21 protein-coding genes and 2 pseudogenes are annotated in these 16,736 nt (G+C 72.5%); 8 read left to right on the forward strand and 15 right to left on the reverse strand.

Going from position 1 to position 16,736, the window contains the following annotated elements:
• Positions 1-20 precede the first annotated feature (20 nt).
• Entirely contained in the window at positions 21-686 is a 666-nt protein-coding gene (locus KIF24_RS26740; RefSeq protein WP_221086389.1) for a 5-formyltetrahydrofolate cyclo-ligase, read from the forward strand.
• Between the two features lie 216 nt (positions 687-902).
• Here the strand turns inward: KIF24_RS26740 and KIF24_RS33465 are convergent, their stop codons facing one another.
• Positions 903-1,133, reverse strand: a complete 231-nt coding sequence (locus KIF24_RS33465) for a hypothetical protein (RefSeq protein ID WP_230417270.1) — start codon at positions 1,131-1,133, stop codon at positions 903-905.
• A gap of 68 nt (positions 1,134-1,201) precedes the next feature.
• The gene (locus KIF24_RS26750) at positions 1,202-1,375 is read right to left on the reverse strand and encodes a hypothetical protein (RefSeq protein WP_221086390.1); all 174 of its coding nucleotides are present in this window, start codon (positions 1,373-1,375) and stop codon (positions 1,202-1,204) included.
• A 525-nt stretch (positions 1,376-1,900) separates the two neighbouring features.
• Here KIF24_RS26750 and KIF24_RS33470 point away from each other — a divergent pair.
• On the forward strand, positions 1,901-2,065 hold the full coding sequence (locus KIF24_RS33470; RefSeq protein WP_230415914.1) for a hypothetical protein: 165 nt from the start codon (positions 1,901-1,903) through the stop codon (positions 2,063-2,065).
• Between the two features lie 28 nt (positions 2,066-2,093).
• Here KIF24_RS33470 and KIF24_RS26760 read toward each other — a convergent pair whose 3' ends face one another.
• Entirely contained in the window at positions 2,094-2,579 is a 486-nt protein-coding gene (locus KIF24_RS26760; protein ID WP_221086391.1) for a DUF2231 domain-containing protein, read from the reverse strand.
• Positions 2,580-2,677: 98 nt separating this feature from the next.
• Here KIF24_RS26760 and KIF24_RS26765 point away from each other — a divergent pair, with 98 nt between their 5' ends.
• Entirely contained in the window at positions 2,678-3,547 is an 870-nt protein-coding gene (locus KIF24_RS26765; RefSeq protein ID WP_221086392.1) for an oxygenase MpaB family protein, read from the forward strand.
• A 52-nt stretch (positions 3,548-3,599) separates the two neighbouring features.
• On the opposite strand, the gene KIF24_RS26770 is transcribed toward KIF24_RS26765, so the two are convergent.
• From KIF24_RS26770 to KIF24_RS26820, 11 genes and pseudogenes are all read right to left on the reverse strand, one after another.
• The gene (locus tag KIF24_RS26770; RefSeq protein WP_407940016.1) at positions 3,600-4,544 is read right to left on the reverse strand and encodes a RecB family exonuclease; all 945 of its coding nucleotides are present in this window, start codon (positions 4,542-4,544) and stop codon (positions 3,600-3,602) included.
• Between the two features lie 35 nt (positions 4,545-4,579).
• Positions 4,580-5,191: a MarC family protein gene (locus tag KIF24_RS26775; RefSeq protein ID WP_221086394.1), complete on the reverse strand. Its 612-nt coding sequence runs from the start codon at positions 5,189-5,191 to the stop codon at positions 4,580-4,582.
• Positions 5,192-5,231: 40 nt separating this feature from the next.
• A pseudogene (locus tag KIF24_RS26780) lies at positions 5,232-6,090 on the reverse strand (PHP domain-containing protein).
• A 24-nt stretch (positions 6,091-6,114) separates the two neighbouring features.
• Positions 6,115-7,374: a hypothetical protein gene (locus KIF24_RS26785; protein ID WP_221086395.1), complete on the reverse strand. Its 1,260-nt coding sequence runs from the start codon at positions 7,372-7,374 to the stop codon at positions 6,115-6,117.
• Positions 7,349-8,146 (reverse strand): SigE family RNA polymerase sigma factor, encoded by a 798-nt coding sequence (locus KIF24_RS33475; RefSeq protein WP_331461293.1) that lies wholly within the window; start codon positions 8,144-8,146, stop codon positions 7,349-7,351. The genes KIF24_RS26785 and KIF24_RS33475 overlap by 26 nt, the downstream gene beginning before the upstream one ends.
• A gap of 100 nt (positions 8,147-8,246) precedes the next feature.
• Complete coding sequence (locus KIF24_RS26795; protein ID WP_221086396.1) at positions 8,247-9,119, reverse strand: PH domain-containing protein; 873 nt, start codon at positions 9,117-9,119, stop codon at positions 8,247-8,249.
• 6 nt (positions 9,120-9,125) lie between these two features.
• Positions 9,126-9,284, reverse strand: a complete 159-nt coding sequence (locus tag KIF24_RS26800; protein ID WP_221086397.1) for a hypothetical protein — start codon at positions 9,282-9,284, stop codon at positions 9,126-9,128.
• 117 nt (positions 9,285-9,401) lie between these two features.
• On the reverse strand, positions 9,402-10,100 hold the full coding sequence (locus KIF24_RS26805) for a TFIIB-type zinc ribbon-containing protein (RefSeq protein ID WP_331461295.1): 699 nt from the start codon (positions 10,098-10,100) through the stop codon (positions 9,402-9,404).
• Between the two features lie 71 nt (positions 10,101-10,171).
• Positions 10,172-10,795: a TrmH family RNA methyltransferase gene (locus KIF24_RS26810; RefSeq protein ID WP_221086398.1), complete on the reverse strand. Its 624-nt coding sequence runs from the start codon at positions 10,793-10,795 to the stop codon at positions 10,172-10,174.
• Between the two features lie 54 nt (positions 10,796-10,849).
• Positions 10,850-11,322: pseudogene (locus KIF24_RS26815) on the reverse strand (hypothetical protein).
• 167 nt (positions 11,323-11,489) lie between these two features.
• Positions 11,490-12,014, reverse strand: coding sequence for a MaoC family dehydratase (locus KIF24_RS26820; protein ID WP_221086399.1), 525 nt, complete (start codon positions 12,012-12,014; stop codon positions 11,490-11,492).
• A 609-nt stretch (positions 12,015-12,623) separates the two neighbouring features.
• On the opposite strand from KIF24_RS26820, the gene trxA reads away from it, so the two are divergent.
• The 3 genes from trxA (at position 12,624) to KIF24_RS26835 (ending at position 14,636) form a co-directional block, all read left to right on the forward strand.
• Entirely contained in the window at positions 12,624-12,986 is a 363-nt protein-coding gene (gene trxA, locus KIF24_RS26825; RefSeq protein ID WP_221086400.1) for a thioredoxin, read from the forward strand.
• A 196-nt stretch (positions 12,987-13,182) separates the two neighbouring features.
• Positions 13,183-13,587 carry a hypothetical protein gene (locus KIF24_RS26830; RefSeq protein WP_331461296.1) on the forward strand — a complete coding sequence of 135 codons (405 nt, stop codon included), beginning with the start codon at positions 13,183-13,185 and terminating at the stop codon, positions 13,585-13,587.
• Positions 13,584-14,636 (forward strand): MFS transporter permease, encoded by a 1,053-nt coding sequence (locus KIF24_RS26835; protein ID WP_331461297.1) that lies wholly within the window; start codon positions 13,584-13,586, stop codon positions 14,634-14,636. The genes KIF24_RS26830 and KIF24_RS26835 overlap by 4 nt, the downstream gene beginning before the upstream one ends.
• A 112-nt stretch (positions 14,637-14,748) precedes the next feature.
• Here KIF24_RS26835 and KIF24_RS26840 read toward each other — a convergent pair whose 3' ends face one another.
• Complete coding sequence (locus tag KIF24_RS26840; RefSeq protein ID WP_221086402.1) at positions 14,749-15,147, reverse strand: thiol-disulfide oxidoreductase DCC family protein; 399 nt, start codon at positions 15,145-15,147, stop codon at positions 14,749-14,751.
• A gap of 91 nt (positions 15,148-15,238) precedes the next feature.
• Here KIF24_RS26840 and KIF24_RS26845 point away from each other — a divergent pair, with 91 nt between their 5' ends.
• Complete coding sequence (locus tag KIF24_RS26845; RefSeq protein WP_221086403.1) at positions 15,239-16,279, forward strand: Rv2578c family radical SAM protein; 1,041 nt, start codon at positions 15,239-15,241, stop codon at positions 16,277-16,279.
• A gap of 44 nt (positions 16,280-16,323) precedes the next feature.
• On the forward strand, positions 16,324-16,731 hold the full coding sequence (locus KIF24_RS26850) for a CoA-binding protein (protein ID WP_221086404.1): 408 nt from the start codon (positions 16,324-16,326) through the stop codon (positions 16,729-16,731).
• Positions 16,732-16,736 lie beyond the last annotated feature (5 nt).

Below are 16,736 nucleotides of genomic sequence, written 5' to 3' on the forward strand. Positions count from 1 at the left end.
CGTTGCGTGAGGAGTGTTGCGTGCCGGAATTTGCTCAGGGAGCGGAAGTGACGAATGGCGCGAAGCGGGAGGCCCGGGTGGCGCTGCTCGCGCGCCGCCGGGCCCGCACCGCCGCCGAGCGTCAGGCCGCCGCGGTGCGCGTCCAGGCCGAGCTGACAGCAGTGGTACGCCGGCTGCGGCCGGGCCGGATCGCCGCGTACGTGCCGGTCGGTAGTGAGCCGGGCGGGCCGGACCTGCCGGCGGTGCTTGCCGACGCGCTGCCCGCCGGAGCGCAACTGTTGCTGCCGGTGCTCCGTGACGACCTGGATCTGGACTGGGCCGCCTGGGCCGGGCCGGAGGCGATGGTCGCCGCCGGGCGGGGCACCCGCGAGCCGGGTGGTCCACGGCTGGGCCGCACCGCGATAGCCGCAGCCGGGTTGGTCGTGGTGCCGGCGCTGGCCGTGGATCGCCGGGGCGTGCGCCTGGGTCGGGGCGGCGGCTCGTACGATCGCGCCCTCGCCCGGGTGCCGGCGGGCGTCCTCACCGTGGTGCCGCTGCACGACGGCGAACTGGTGGACGAGCTTCCCGCCGAGCCGCATGACCGGCCGGTACGCGCGGTGATCACTCCGGCCGGGGGGCTGCACCCGCTGGCGACCCCCTCCGGTGTCGTGCCCCACACTTCCGCTGGACGAACCGGGGGCCGATGACGCACCATTGGCACTCGAATACGTCGAGTGCCAACCGGCCGTGCCAGATCCGGAGGAGAACGTGCCCACGTACCAGTACGCTTGCACCGCGTGCGGTCACCAGCTCGAGGCGGTGCAGTCCTTCTCCGACGAGCCGCTGACCGACTGCCCGGCGTGCGAGGGACGCCTGCGGAAGCTGTTCAACTCCGTCGGCATCGTCTTCAAGGGCTCGGGCTTCTACCGCACCGACTCCCGCTCCTCCGGCCCGGACACCGAGTCGAACGGCTCCACCACCAAGTCGGGCGCGTCGGAGTCGTCGGGCTCGGGCTCGGGTTCGAGCTCCTCGTCGAGCACCTCGCCGTCCTCCGGTTCCGGTTCGTCCAGTTCCGGTTCGTCCGGTTCCGGTAGTGGTTCGTCAGGGGGTTCCTCCGGCGGCGGCGCGAGCAAGGCGCCGGCCGCGGCCAGCACCTCCTGAGTCCTCTCGCCGCAGCGAGCCTCCACCTGGCCCGGGCCGGTTCCCGGCCAGGCTGGGGTGCTCAGTCCCAGTGCGGCGGGCGCTCGGCGAGCAGCCGGTCATCGTTGCCGCCGGCCTGCTCGCCCCAGCCCCGGTCGGTGTCATCGGCACTCTGCTCCGGTAGCGCGACGAGGTCGTCGCTGAGATCGACCGCGCGATCGTCGTCGCCCAGGCCATCCGGGTCCTGAATCGTCACGAGCGGCAAGGTTAACGCAGCGACCGGCACGGGCGGCGGGATGAGGTGTCCCTCGAGAGCTTGATTTCACAGAGAAATAAGTACGTCTCTGTGAAATCAGACTTGAGCAGGTCATCGCCCCTGGCGCTGGCCCGGTCGATCAGCACGGGCTGCCCAGGCCAGTTGCGGGAAGCCGGATCGGCGGCGCGGCCTGACCGTGCGGCGGTGCAGTGGTTGGTAGCGTCGGACGCCGTGACCACCCCTCGGCCCGGCCCGGCCTCCGACGACCCTTGGCGCCGGCCCGACGCCGCCCACGACGGGTCCACCTCCGGAAACAACCCGCCGCAATCCCCGCAACCGCCCCCGTCCAACCCAGCCCCGCCAATCCCAATCGGCCCATCGATCCCAACCGGCCCGCAGATCCCAACCGGCCCGCAGATCCCAATCGGCCCACAGATCCCAATCGGCCCACCGATCCCAACCGGCCCCGCCGGTTACAGCGGGCCGCCGCCGACCACCGCGCCGCCGCCGGGCTGGCGGCCGCCGGTGCACCTGCAGGCGGCGGCGCCCCGCCAGTTGCCCTACCAGGACATGGCCGCCCTGGACGGGCAGGAACAGCGTGCCCAGCGGGTGACCTGGGCCGTCGGCGCGGTCGCCGGTGCCGTCCTGGTGGTCCTTGGTTGCCTGCTCTGCACCCGGTTGCTCTTCTGAGGTCTCCCCCCGCCCGTCGGCGCGAGGCCTATTCGAAGGTGGTGCCCCAGACCATCTCGCTACCCGAGTGCCCGGTGAGCCAGACGTAGGCGAGAGCGGCGACACCCAGCGCCACCACCACGACGGACAGCACCGCGGACGTCCAGCGGGGCAGCTTCGGCGCCCGGGCGTGGCCGCTGGTCGCCACCAGCAGCAGGATCACGGCCAGGGCGAGTCCCAGCGTGAGCAGAAACAGCATCTGGCCGTACTCGGCATGTTCGTTGATCTTGTCCAGGATCTCGCCGGAGAAGCCTCGCGCGATCTGCCGGGCCTGGAGCGCCTCGCCGGACTGCACGCCGACCCACGCCGTGACCGGCGCGACGACTGCCAGGATCGCCACCGCCCAGTCCAGCCGGGACCGAAACCGGGGCAGCACGATGTACGCGAGCGCGAGCAGCACCAGCAGCGGCACGAACACGACGACGGCGTGTACGACCAACACGTGCACGGGCAGGCCCAGCACCTTCTCGAACATCGGCACCTCCGGGGGAAGGATGATCGCGGGATGTCAGCGTACGGGGCATCGGTTGATCGGCCCAGCGCCCTTCGCCTCACCCGTGGCACCCTTGACTGGTGGATCCCGTCGACGTCGGCCTGTTCGGCCCCGGTTCGGTCACCTGGAAGCTGCACGAGGAGCCGATCCTGTTCGTCGCCGGGTTGCGCTCGCTCTATCTCCAGGCGCTGCACCCACGGGCGATGGCCGGGGTGGCACAGAACAGCAACTACCGCCGGGACGCCTGGGGTCGGCTGATCCGCACCGCCGACTACGTGGGAACCACCGTCTACGGCACCACCGCGGAGGCGGCCGAGGCCGGACGGCGGCTGCGTCGGTTGCACGCCCGGATGACCGCCGTCGACCCGGCCACCGGCGAACGTTTCCGGGTCGACGACCCGGACCTGCTGCGCTGGGTGCACGTCACCGAGGTCGAGTCGTTCCTCGACACGGCACGCCGGGCCGGCGTGCGGCTGGGCGCCGCCGAGGTGGACCGCTACTACACCGAACAGCGCCGCTCCGCCGCCCTCGTCGGGCTGGCCCCGGAGACGGTTCCCGGCACCGCCGCCGAGGTGGCCGAGTACTACCAGCGGATCCGGCCCGAGTTGCGGATGACCCGGGAGGCCGCCGAGACCGCCCTGTTCCTGACCGCCCCGCCGCTGCCCTGGAAGCTCGGCCTGCCCGCCCGGGTGGGGCTCAACCTCGGACCGCCCCGGTGGGCCTACCTGGGCATCGCCGGCACCGCACTCGCCCTGCTGCCGGCGTGGGCGCGGCGGTTGTACGGCGGGTTGGGTCTGCCGGCCACCGCCCGCTCGGCGGACCTGACCGTACGCGCGCTGCGGCTCGCCCTCACCGCGCTGCCCCGCGACTGGCGGGAAGGCCCGATGCAGCGCGCGGCCAAGGAACGCGCTGCCCTGCTGGGCACCGCAAAGCCGACCACCGCCGGCTGACCGCTGCCCGGGCGCCGGTCCCGGTCTCCCGGAGGCCGACCGGGGTGGGCCGTCAGCCCTGCTCGGCGGGTGGGCCCGCGGAGCGTTCGACCGCTGCCCACGGTTCCTTGCCGGGTGTCGCGGAACCCGCCGGGCAGCTGCGCCGGTAGTCGCACCAGGCACAGCGAGGGCCGGGCATGACCGGAAAGGCGTCGTCCGGGTCGCCGCCGTCGGTGACCGACCGCTCGGCGGCCATGATGTCGCGGGCGGTCTCCTCGGCCCGGGTCACCTGGCGCGCCAGCGACTCCACGGTGTGCTCGTGGGCGGCGACCGTGCCGCTGGGCAGGTGGTGCAACTCGACCCGGCGGCACGGTCGGCGGAACACCCGCTCGGCCGCGTACGCGTAGAGGGCCAACGCCTGCGAACCCCGCGCGTCGTCCCCGTCCAGCCCGCTGCGACCGGTCTTGTAGTCGACGATGACCAGCTCGGGGCCCTGCGGGCCGGGGCGGGAGTCGATCCGGTCGGTGCGGCCGTTGAACGCCAGCACCGCCGTCTTCACCGCCACCACCCGCTCCACCCCGACCGGCTCGTCGGCCGGATCCAGCCCGCCGACGTACGCCTCCAGCCAGCCCAGGGCCCGCCGGTAGGCGTCGCGTTCCTGCTCGTCGTCGCGGTAACCGTCGCGCACCCAGGTGCCCTTGAGCAGGGTGGGCAGCACCTCCGGGCGACGCCGTTCGGCGGGCAGGGCATACCAGTTCTTCAGGGCGGTGTGCACGCTGGCGCCGAGCGAGTTGTGCGCCCAGGGCGGGCCCTTCGGTGGCGCCGGACGGTCGACGTAGGAGTAGCGGTAGCGCCGGGGACAGTCGGCGTACGCGCCGAGTTTGCTCGGGGTACAGACGAACAGCCGCTCCGGCATGCCCTCGAAGCCGAGTTGCTCGGGCTGCGCGTCGCGGGGCCGGGGCGCGCGGCCACCGGCGGCGGGTCGTCCGGCTGGGGAGGCTCGTCGCACGCCCCTGATCCTGCCATCCACCCCCGACAGTCCCGCCGGCCCGGTCAGCCGCCGCTGTACTGGACCACGAAGGCGGCGATCGCGTCCGCGATGAGCTGTACGGCGATCGCGGCCAGCAGCAGGCCGGCGATCCGGGTGAGCACCTCGATCCCGCCCGGACGCAGAACCTTCACGATCCCGCCGGAGAACCGCAGCACGATCCACACCGACAGCATCACCGCGACGATCGCGGCGGCGATGGCGACGTAGTCCGCCGGCCCGCCGGCCCGCTGGACGAAGAGCATGGTGGCCACGATCGCGCCGGGACCGGCCAGCAACGGCGTCCCGAGTGGCACCAGGGCGATGTTGGAGGTGGCCTGCTGGTTCGGGTCGTCGGCCTTGCCGGTCAGCAACTCCAGCGCGACCAGCACCAGCAGCAGCCCACCGGCCGCCTGCAACGCCGGCAGGTCGACGTGCAGGTAGGCGAGCAGCGTCTGACCCGCCACCGCGAAGACCACGATCACGCCGAGGGCCAGCGCGACCGCCTGCCAGGCGGCCCGGTTGCGTTCCCGGGCCGCCAGCGGCCCGGTCAACGCGAGGAAGATGGGCATCATGCCCGGCGGGTCGACGATCACCAGCAGGGTCACGAAGACCTCACCGAAGAGCTTGAGATCCACCCGGTCACCGTAGCCGCGGGCGGCGGGGCCGAAACCCGGGTCAGCCCGAAGCGACCTCGATCACCCCGGAGGAGGCGGCGACGATCCGCTCGTAGGCCTCCGGAGCGGTGGTGAAGGCGCCCAGCCGGACCGTCTTGTGGGTGCCGTGGAAATCCGACGATCCGGTCACCAGCAGGCCCAGTTCGTCGGCGAGCCCGCGTACGTGTGCCCGCTCGGCGGGCGAATGGTCCTCGTGGTCGGCCTCCAGGCCGGCCAGCCCCGCCGCCGCCAGGTCAGCGATCAGCTCGTCCGGCACGATCCGGCCGCGCCGGCTGGCCCGGGGTGGGCGAACACCGGCACGCCGCCGGCCGCCCGGACCAACCGCACGGCCCGGAAGACGTCGATGTCCTCCTTGGGCAGCCGGTACCGCTCCCCCAGCCAGTCCGGCCCGAACGCCTCGGTGGTGGTGGCGACCAGACCGGCCCGGATCAGCGCCTGGGCGATGTGCGGCCGGCCCACCGTCCCGCCGCCCGCCCCGGCCAGAATCTGCGGCCAACTCACGTCGATGCCGTCGGCTCGCAGCCGAGCGACGATCCGCTCGCCACGATCCAGCCGGGCCGCCCGCACCCGGGTCAGCTCCGCCACCAGCTCGGGGGCGTCCGGATCGAAGAGGTACGCCAGCAGGTGCAGCGGCACCGGCTGCTGCTCGCCGTACCAGCGACAGGACAGCTCCGCCCCGCGGACCAGGCGCAGCCCGGCCGGCAGCGCCCGCAGCGCCGGCCCCAGCCGGCGGTGGTGTCGTGGTCGGTGATCGCCACCACGTCCAGGCCGGCCTCGACGGCGGCGCGGACCAACTCGGCGGGGCCGAGCGTGCCGTCGCTGGCGGTGGAATGGGTGTGTAGGTCGATCCGGGAAATCATCGCCCGACGCCAGCGGGCAGCCGGTCAGCCACCGCTCACCACCACCGGGATCTCCCCGCCGGAGAGACCGGGGAGCGCGGTCGGCCGGGCGGGCCGGTCGGCGACTGCCCGGTCGACGGCCACCCGGACCAGGCCGCCGGAGGAGTCGGCGTAGTAGGCGGTGTCCGGTGCGCTCCAGACCGCGGTGCCGACCATGGCCGGCCCGGCGCGCCGGACCTCGGCGGACGGATCGAGCCGCCCCAGGTCGACCAGCAGCGCCGCGTCCTGACCCCCGGAATGCCCGTTGACCAGCAGCCAGCGCCCGTCCGGCGACACCGTGCCCTGGCCGTCACCGCCCAGTCGGGGCCCGCAGTCCGGCTGGGCCGGGGCCAGATTCCGCGCCGGGTCGAGCACGGTCAGGCAGGCCGGCTGCCCGGGGCCTGCGGCGACCTCGCCCACCAGGCGCCCATCGGGCAGTGCATCGAAGACACGGAGGCTGGCCCGGTCGGTGCCCTGGTCCAGCGGCCCGGGACTCAGCCGCCACAGGACGTGTCCAGGGCGGTCGGACGCCAGCTTCACCAGCACGGCACCGTCGACGAACCGCAGCGGCATCGCCTCGGCCGGCGCCTCGGCGCGCACCGTTCCGGCCAGTTCACCGTTGACGATCCCGGCGGCGGCCAGCACGGTGCCCTGCTTCCAGGCGACCTGCCGGCCCTCCCGATCCAGGACGATCTCGTCGGCCCCGGCCAGCAGCACCTGCGCCGTGCCGTCCGGCCCCACCGACCACAGGAACCGCCCGACCAGGGTCGGCGCCCCGACGGCCAACCAGCCATGGCCGTCGGTGAGACGGTGCGCGCGCTCCAGCACGCCGGTACCGTGCAGCGGCACCCGCCGGCCCTGCGCGGTGGCGATCGTCTCGCCGAACACCAGGTCGACCTCGGCGAGCGGAGTTTCGGTGTCCGGCCCGGGTGGGATGCTCCGGGTGCCGACCGGCGGTCGGTCCGGATCGCCGATCATCACCGCACCGCCCGCCGGTGGCTGGTTGGCGCGCAGTTGAATGCTGCCGGCGCCGACCAGCACGATCGCCACCGCGGCCAGGCTCACGCCGGCCAGGGTGCGGCGGCGCTGGATGCGGTTCGCCCGCCGGATCGCCGCACCGGCCGCATCGCCCGGAACCGCGCGCGCGATGGCCACCCGCCGGGACAACGCCTCGCGGACGGCACCTTCCAACTCGTCGGATGGCACGTTGACTGAACGATTCGGCAGGTCGCTCGGGTTGTCACGACCTCCGGAAACGTCGTTCACCGCCGCTCTCCGACCAGGGTCTCGCCCGGCACGGTCGCCGGCGGCGCCTCGGTCCGGGCGGTCGGACCGCCGGGCAGGTCGTCGGACCGACCCGCACCGGCGGGGTGGTGCCGGCCGGATACGCGCCGGCCGGCGTACGGCCGGAAACGTCGCCCGGTGTGCTGCCCGGTCGCGCGGCGGCGGGTTGACGCCCGGTCGTCCCCGCGCCGTCCCGTCCGCCACCGCGACCCGCCGGCTGCTGGGCCCGGTCCGCTGCCGCGGCGGGCAACACGAAGGCGTCGTCCGCACCGATCCGCCGGCGCAGGGTGGCCAGCGCCCGGGAGGTCTGGCTCTTGACGGTGCCCGGCGAGATTTCGAGAATGGCGGCGGTCTGCGCCTCCGACATGTCCTCGTAGAAGCGCAGCACCAGCACCGCCCGCTGCCGGGCGGGCAGCGCCCGCAGGTGCCGCCACAGCACGTCCCGGTCCAACTGCTGGTCGATCTCGTCGACGGCGGCCCGCTCGGGCAGCACCTCGGTCGGGCGCTCGCCGTGCCACCGGCGGCGCCACCAGCTCGTCGACGTGTTGACCATGACCCGTCGGGCGTACGGCTCGATCGCCTCGATCCCACCCAGGCGCTTCCAGGCCAGGTACGTCTTGGTCAACGCCGTCTGGAGCAGATCCTCCGCGATACCCCAGTCGCCGGTGAGCAGGTACGCGGTCCGCAGCAGGGCGGCGGAGCGGGACGTGACGAAGTCACGGAACTCCTCTTCCAGCGGGTTGCTGCTGGTCACGCGCCACCTCCGAGCCTGATCCTGCCGCAGGGTGCCACAGCCGGGCCAGAAGGGCGGGGCCGAAAGGTGCGCAACGTCTCCGATGCTCGGTCGAGACGTTTCAGGCCCCGTCGTCGGCCTTGGCCTCGTCCTGCTCCTTACCCAGCCGCGCCTCGACCGCCTGCGGCTCGTACATCTCCTCGACCACGCGCAGGTACAGCTCGTTGGGGTTGGGCAGATTCTTGACCTCGCGCAGCGCCTGCTCCTGGCCGGCGGACTCCAGCACGAAGGTGCCGTAGTTGAGCGCCCGCCCGGCCGGCGTCTGTTCGTACTTCATGTCGGTGACGCGGACCAGGGGCATCATCGCGACCCGCCGGGTGATGATCCCGTTGACCACCATGACCCGCTTGTTGGTCAGGATGAACCGGTCGTACCACCAGTCGGCGACCCGCCACGCCACCCAGCCCATCACCGCGAACCAGAGCAGGACCGCGATCGTGGTGAGCGCGCCGACGTCCTGCCCGGCCAGGAAGCCGGAGAGGTAGCCGAGCACGAACGTGGCGGCGATGCCGACGACGATCGGGGTGGCGAGATGAATCCAGTGTCGCTTCCACTCGCCCCGGTACCGCTCGGTGGGGAACAGGTAGCGGGCGACCAGGGAACTGGGCTCGTCCTCCAGGGGCAGCACCCGCCGGGGGGCGGCACCGCTGGCGTCGGCCCGGAGCCCGGCCAGCTCCTCCTCGGAGATCTGCGGCGGCGGGTAGCCGGCCTCCGGATCGCGCACCCAGGTCCGACCCGACCGGCCCTCACCGGCGTAGCCCGGCCCGTCGCCGTAGCCGGCGTCCTCGGAGAAGGACGGACCGTCGGAGAGGCGGGGACCGGAGCCGTAGCCCGGCCCCTCGGGATCGATCCGGGGAATCGGTTCGGTGTCGCGTTCCCGCCGCGCCCGGTCGGGGTCGTCGGGATCGAAGGGCGGGCCGGAGGGGCTTCCCATCGGAGGCTAGGCGACCAGTGAGGTGAAGAAGTCGCCGAAGCCCTGGGCGATGTCCATCATGCCGCCGCCCAGCGACTTGAACACATCCGCCGCGGAATTTGGCCGGTACGCGACGAAGAAGATCAAGAATGCGATTCCGGCCCAGGTGAGGACCTTCTTGACCATGGCGGGCCATCCTCTCGCGCGGCGCCGGGTCCCATTACCGCAGCGGCACCCAGAGTATCAGCGTGGTGTCTTACCGTGAATATCTGCGTCCGTTCTCCGACATTCCGGGGGGGCTTGTCAAGCCTCCCCGTGCAGGTACGGAGATGGTGCGCCGTACACGAGCTCGGGCGGCGTCGACTCGACCAGGTCGTGCAGCAGCACGTCCTCCGCGAGCAGATGCCCCGCACTCGCCGGCCAGGCTATCGCATACAGCCACAATCCCCGAGCTTCGCCAGCGTACGCGCTTCGATCTGTCACCGAATTCACCAGCCACAGTGGAGTGGGGTGGCCGGCCACCTCGATCCCCGCGCGCCCCACATGGCCGGGATGCCCTGGTCCCGGGTCGGTCAGCGCCTCGGCCAACTCCGGCCCGGCGTCCGGCCCGGGAACCCCGGCGTATCGCGCACCCAGGCCCACGCCCGGCTCCTCCGCCACGAAGACCAGATCCGCCGGCCCGCCGCCGAGCGGCGCGGGGCCGGCGCAGGCGACCGCCGTGGCGCGCACCCCGAGCCGGTCGTCGCCCGCCCACGCCACGCCGGTCGTGGTCCAACCCGGCGGCAACGGCCACGGGCACCACAGCGGCACCGCCGGCCGCCGCGGCTGCGCGCTGGCCCGGATGTGGTCGACCACGCTGGCCACGATCTGCGCGCCGATGTGCTCGGGCACGTGCAGTGGCGCGACCGGCCCGCAGTCGGGACATCGGGACTCGGTGTGCATCAGGTCCGGCGGCCGCACCGATCCACCGCATCTGGGGCAACTCACCGCAACGGTCACCACCCCACCGTCACCCCGCGTCGGCGAACCGTCAAGCGGACCGACGCCATTGCCCGTTCGCCAACACCAACGGGTCAGGACGGAGGCGGGCCGGCGTGGGTACGGATCCACGCGTGCATGGCGATTCCGCTCGCCACGCCCGCGTTGATGGACCGGGTCGAGCCGTACTGGGCGATGGAGAAGATCTGGTCACAGCCGTCCCGGGCGGCATCGGAGAGGCCCGGCCCCTCCTGACCGAACACCAGCACGCACCGCCGGGGCAGGGTGGCGGTCTCCAGCGGACGGCAGCCGGGCAGGTTGTCGATCCCGACCAGCGGCAGGTCGCGTTCGCCCGCCCACCCGACGAACTGCTCGACCGTCTCGTGGTGGCGTACGTGCTGGTAGCGATCGGTGACCATGGCACCGCGCCGGTTCCATCGCCGCCGGCCCACGATGTGCACCTCGGCGGCGAGGAACGCGTTGGCGTTGCGGACCACCGTGCCGATGTTGAAGTCGTGCTGCCAGTTCTCGATCGCCACGTGGAAGTCGTGCCGCCGCCGGTCGAGGTCGGCGACCACCGCCTCACGCCGCCAGTACCGGTAGCGGTCGACCACGTTGCGCCGATCGCCTTCGGCGAGCAGCTCCGGGTCGTAGCGGGGGTCCTCCGGCGGATCCCCGGGCCAGGGTCCGACGCCGACGTCGAGCTGCTCACCGGTCACGGTCACGCAGGTTACGCCCCGACATCCCGGCCACCGTCGCCCAGCCGGCGGTGGTCAACGCAGGTCGAGCGCGACACCGAGCCGGTCCAGGAAACGACGGTCGGTGGGAGTCAGGGCGCCACCCGGCACCACCGTGGCCGCCGTGCGGCAGACGCGGGCCGCCACCGACTGCACCCACTGCCGGTACGCCGCCGAGTCGGCCGGGTCGGCACGGCGATCGAGCACGCGTACCACGGCCCGGCAGGCGGCGAGCACCTCCACCAGGTCGGCGAGCTGGGTCACCGGGGAGGTCACCCCGTCGTGCCGGGCGTAGATCGCGGCCACCACCGCACGCACCAGGTCGCTGTCGAAGGCTCGACCGGCGGCCACCGCGTCCAGGCCGGCCAGCACCGCGGCCACACCCGCTGCGGCCGACCCGGGCCGGGCTCGGCGGTCGCCACGATCACCCGGCCCGGCAGTCCGGTGAGCAGGTCCCACTCGGTGGCGGAATAGGCGGTGGTGGTGAGCCGCTCGCTGCGCTCGCTCATGGCGGGACCTCCGGAGCCAGCATATGCGCCGGAACAGGGCGGAACCCGCCGCGGGCGCGAACCCACCGCGGCGCGCCGTGACGGCCCGGTCGGCGACGTCGCACGCACCGATGGAGCCCGCGCCGCGGCGAGGGCGACTCCGCCCCGCCGGGCAGAGCGTGGGACGCCTACGAGGTCAGGCGAGGCTCGGGAAAGCTGGGTCGTTCGGGGTCGACGCCGTCGGGCACGGCCGCCGCCGCGTACTCCCGCTTGGGGACCATCACCTTGCGCCGAAAGACGCACACCAGCGTGCCGTCCTGGTTGTAGCCGCGGGTCTGGACCGCGACCACGCCCCGGTCGGGCTTGGTGGCGGACTCCCGCTTGTCCAGCACCGTGGTCTCGCCGTAGATGGTGTCGCCGTGGAAGGTCGGTGCGACGTGCCGCAGCGATTCGACCTCCAGGTTGGCGATCGCCTTGCCGCTGACGTCGGGCACCGACATGCCGAGCAGAAGGGAGTAGATGTAGTTGCCCACCACCACGTTGCGCCGGAACTGACTGGCCGTCGCGGCGTAGTGCGCGTCCAGGTGCAGGGGGTGGTGGTTCATGGTGAGCAGGCAGAACAGATGATCGTCGTACTCGGTGACCGTCTTGCCCGGCCAGTGCCGGTAGACCGCGCCGACCTCGAACTCCTCGTAGTAGCGGCCGAACTGCATCCTGGTCCCCTTCGACGGGAGGCGATGGAGTTCGGCACAGCATGCCTTATCGAAGGTTAAGGAAGGTGGCGGGCCGTGGGCCGGGTCGAAATGTCACAACGATCCGGGCGCGGCGGGGCGAAAAGGGGCCGGCCGATCCGGTCGCGGCCGAGCCGCCGGCAGGCGCTGACCGAGGCCGGACGCAATGAGCGGCGGGGCCCTCCCCGGCACCCGCCGCCCACGCTCTGATGTTTCAAGATTCTGCCGTACGCCCGTCCGACTGCACAGAGACCGGGGTCACATTTATCTTTTTGTTACATTACATAGAGTGACCGATCGTCGGCTTAAACCCGATCTCTGCAGGTCGAGTCAGTGCTAGTCAGCGCGGAAGTTACCACGTCGTACCGCACTCGGAGATTGATCTCACTGGAAACGCTCCCATCACAGTTGGTTACGCAAGTGCGACATGCATTTGCGATCTGCGGAGGCCCCTCCGGACCGACGGTGATCGATGCGGACAAACGCCCCACCCTGGCCGTGCCCAGGGTTTCGACGGCACGCCGGTGGGAATGCGATGGGGTACGCCCGGGTTCCACCAGAGGTAGCTGTTCCGCGTGATCGGAGATTCACATGGCAACCGTCGAGCTGACCACGGCTAACTTCGACCAGGTGACCGAGAGCAACGGCATCGTTCTGGTCGACTTCTGGGCTGACTGGTGCGGCCCCTGCAAGCGGTTCGCCCCGGTTTACGAGCGTTCCTCGGAGAAGCACTCCGACATCACCTTCGGCAAGGTGGACACCGAGGCCCAGCAGGACGTCGCCGCCAAGTTCGACATCCGGTCCATCCCGACCATCATGGCCATCCGCGACGGCGTGATCGTCTTCGCCCAGCCGGGTGCCCTGCCGGAGTCGGCCCTGGAGAACCTCGTCGAGCAGGTCCGCGCCCTCGACATGGACGACGTGCGCAAGAAGCTCGCCGAGCACAAGCACTGACGCCACGCAGAACGCAGCGGCCGGGCCCGGTTCGGGCCCGGCCGTCGGCGTCGCCACCGGTCCCGTCGCCCCGGCCGACACCGGAAGTCGTCACAGGTGGGACACGGCTGCACCGTTCGGGCACCGCCAACGCCCACCATTGCCGTATCTTCGGCACGCGATGGGTGCGTTGACGAGCCGAGGCCGCACAGTCCGGGTGGGAGCGACCGCGCTCGGCCTCGCCGTCCTGCTCGCCGGCACCGTCTGGGGCGCCGACGACCACTTCCCGTTCGGCCCCTTCCGGATGTACTCCACCTCGGACCCATCCGACGCGGACGCCCCGGACACCCGGGTGGAGGGGGTCGACCTCACCGGCAACCTGGTCGACCTCGGTGAACGGGCGACGGGCATCCGTCGGGCAGAGATCGAGGGCCAGCAGAGCCGCTATGTCGCCGACCCCGGTCAGCTGCGCGAGGTGGCCGAGGCGTACGGCCGGCGGCACCCCGACGCCCCGGAGCTCGTCGAGGTCCGGATCGTGATCCGTTGGCACGACATCACCGACCGCCGGCCCACCGGGCGGTGGGTCGACGAGACCGTCGTCCGCTGGCCGGTCACGCCGTGAGCCGCTGGCTGACCGAGGCGGTGCCACGCGGTCGCGTCGCCGCCTTCCGGACCCTGGTGTACCTCTTCGTCGCCGGCGACCTGCTCGTCTTCACCCCGTGGATACGCGCCCGCGTCGACGTGCCCGGCGACCTGTACCAACCACTCTTCGTCGGGCGCGTACTGCCGCTGCCCACCCCCAACCCGGCGCTGGTGAACGTCATCTTCTGGGCGCTGCTGCTGCTCGCCCTGCTCGCCGCCACCGGGCGGGCCCCCCGGCTGCTCGGCTGGCCGGTCTTCGTGCTCTACCTCGAGTGGATGATCATCGCGATGAGCTACGGAAAGGTGGACCACGACCGGTTCGGCCTGCTCGTCGCGCTGGCCGTGCTGCCCACCGCCGGCCGGGCCCGGCACGGCGATCCGGCCAGGACCGAGGCCGGCGGCTGGGCGTTGCGGGTCACCCAGCTCGCCGTCGTCTGCACCTACTTCCTCGCCGCCTGGGCGAAGTTCCGCTTCGGCGGCCTGGACTGGGCGACCGGCTCGGTCCTCGCGAAGGCGATCATCCGGCGCGGCACCGACCTGGCCGACCTGATTGCCCAGGTGCCCCACCTGCTCCTCGTCGCCCAGTTCGGCATCCTCGCCTTCGAGCTGCTCAGCCCGCTGGTCTTCGTGCTACCCGAGCGCTGGCGGCTCGCCATGGTCGGCTTCTTCTACTCGTTTCACCTGGCCACCATCGCGACCATCACCATCTCGTTCGCGCCGCACCTGGTCGCCATGACCAGCTTCCTGCCCCTGGAAAGGGTCCGCCCGGTGCTCGCGCTGCGGAAGCTGGCGGCCCGCCGATCTGCGGCCGGCCACCGGCGTCCGGGCTCCGACCCGATCCCGCAACCGGCCGGCGTCGGCTCCCCGCCGGCCCACACCTCCGCACCGGTCGGCGCCGACGCACCGGCGGACCCGGCTCCCGTGACCGCCGACGCATCCCGGGACGACGTCCCCGCGAGCGCGGAGGCACGACAGGGCGGCGGCCAGCTCGCCGGCGGCGAGCCAGTGCCCGGAGCGGCACTGCCCTGACCGGCGTCCGCCGCCCCTCGACGGGCGAACACTCGCGGCCTCGCGCAGCGCTCCCCGGCCTGACGGGGTCCAACACCGGCGCCTTTCTCCGGGACCGGCGGGCGGACGGCGGTCAGGTCCCCGAGGAACCGTAGCGGCGGTCCCGGGTCTCCCGGGGCAGGGAGCAGGCTGCCGTACCGCCGGGCATCCGGTGCCGGTTGCGGGCCACCCAGCGGTAGGCGGGCCAGGCGGCGGCGCGTACGGGTGGGATCCGAAGCCCGGCCCCGGCGGCCCGCCAGAGACGGCCGCTGCTGGCGAGCAACGCGGCGATGGCGTCCGGGCCCGCGGCCCGACTGCCGTCGGAGCCGACCCACTGGACCGCCTCCTCGCACTCCGCCTCGGTCAGGCCGAGCCGGCCGAGATCGGCGAACTGCCACGGTACGACGCGGGCGCCGGTCGGGATCCGGCGCTCGATGAACTCCGCGCAGCGGGTGCAGAAGGCGCAGTCCCCGTCGTAGACGAAGGTCGACATGCCCTCATCCTCCCCCCACGGCGGCCGGCCCACACGCGGGTGTCCGGCGGGTCACTTGCACGCCGATAGGACATGTGTTCGAATGTGGGTCATGCGCTGGGAGAACCTCACCGCTCCCCCGGTTGAGGGAATTCCCGGAAGGGCAGCGCCAGCGACGCCACCCCTGCCGCTGGCGCTGCCCGACGCGGTCGTCCGCACCTTCGACACCCCGGATTTCGCGGGGATGACCTTCTACGAGGTGCGCGCCAAGTCGATCCTCAACAAGGTCCCGGGCACCTCTCGCGTCCCGTTCGAGTGGACGATCAACCCGTACCGGGGATGCAGTCACGCGTGCGTCTACTGTTTTGCCCGGAACACCCACACCTACCTTGATTTCGACTCGGGCGCGGACTTCGACCGGCAGGTGGTCGTCAAGGTCAACGCCGGTGAGCTGGTGCGCCGCGAGCTGGGCGCGAGGCGCTGGCGGGGTGCGCACGTGGCGATGGGCACCAACGTCGACTGCTACCAGCGGGCCGAGGGCCGTTACCGGCTCATGCCGCCGATCATCGAGGCGCTGCGCGATTTCGCGAACCCGTTCTCCATCCTGACCAAGGGCACGCTGATCCTGCGTGACCTGCCGCTGCTGCGGCAGGCGGCGGAGGTCACCCGGGTGGGTGTGTCGTTCTCGGTGGGCTCCGTCGACGAGGGGCTGTGGCGGTCGGTGGAGCCCGGCACGCCGAGCCCGCGCCGCCGGCTCGACGCCGTACGCCGGTTCGCCGACGCCGGGTTCGAGGTCGGCGTACTGATGGCACCGATCCTGCCCGGCCTCAGCGACTCGGACGAGTCGATCGAGGCCACCGTCGCCGCCATCGCCGCCGCCGGTGCCGCCAGCGTCACGCCGCTGCCGCTGCACCTGCGCCCCGGCGCCCTCGAGTGGTACGCACGCTGGCTCACCCGGGAACACCCCGGCCTGGTCCCCCGTTACCGGGAGTTGTTCCGGGTGGGTGCCTACGCGCCCCAGCCGTACCAGCGGGAGCTGAGCGCACGGGTGCGCATCGCCGCCCGCCGTCATGGTCTGATCCGGCCCGAACGCGGCGATCACCGCCAGATGCCGCAGCCGCCACCGCAGGCCGAGCAGCTGAGCCTGCTCTGACCGCCTGCCGGCCAGCGCGATGGTGGCGCGGCTACAGTCGGCAGGTGCGTTCCGCCCAGCAGATCCTCGCCGACTCCGCCGTGATCGCCGTCGTGGGTGCCTCCCGCGACCCGGCCAAGGCCGCCCACCGCGTGCCGGCCGAGATGCAGCGGTACGGCTGGCGCGTCATCCCGGTCAACCCGATCGCCGACGAGTTGTTCGGTGAGCGGGCGTACCGGTCCCTGGCGGACATCCCGCACCCGGTCGACCTGGTCGACGTGTTCCGGCCGGCCGAGGACGCCGTCGAGGTGGCCCGCCAGGCGGTGGCGATCGGCGCCCCGGCCGTGTGGCTGCAACTGGGCATCGTGTCACCGCAGGCGCGCCAGCTCGTGCAGGAGGCCGGCGTCGACTACGTGGAGAACCGCTGTCTCGTCATCGAGCGCGCCGCCGCGAACCTGACCCGGTCCGGCTGAACACG

Source organism: Micromonospora tarapacensis (genome assembly GCF_019697375.1).
Lineage (GTDB): Bacteria > Actinomycetota > Actinomycetes > Mycobacteriales > Micromonosporaceae > Micromonospora > Micromonospora tarapacensis.

Coding starts and splice junctions, on each gene's coding strand:
- KIF24_RS26760 (WP_221086391.1), bottom strand. CDS start 2,579: ATGTTCGAGAAGGTGCTGGGCCTGCCCGTGCACGTGTTGGTCGTACAC.
- KIF24_RS26795 (WP_221086396.1), bottom strand. CDS start 9,119: ATGGGAAGCCCCTCCGGCCCGCCCTTCGATCCCGACGACCCCGACCGG.
- KIF24_RS26800 (WP_221086397.1), bottom strand. CDS start 9,284: ATGGTCAAGAAGGTCCTCACCTGGGCCGGAATCGCATTCTTGATCTTC.
- KIF24_RS26820 (WP_221086399.1), bottom strand. CDS start 12,014: ATGCAGTTCGGCCGCTACTACGAGGAGTTCGAGGTCGGCGCGGTCTAC.
- trxA (WP_221086400.1), top strand. CDS start 12,624: ATGGCAACCGTCGAGCTGACCACGGCTAACTTCGACCAGGTGACCGAG.
- KIF24_RS26840 (WP_221086402.1), bottom strand. CDS start 15,147: ATGTCGACCTTCGTCTACGACGGGGACTGCGCCTTCTGCACCCGCTGC.
- KIF24_RS26845 (WP_221086403.1), top strand. CDS start 15,239: ATGCGCTGGGAGAACCTCACCGCTCCCCCGGTTGAGGGAATTCCCGGA.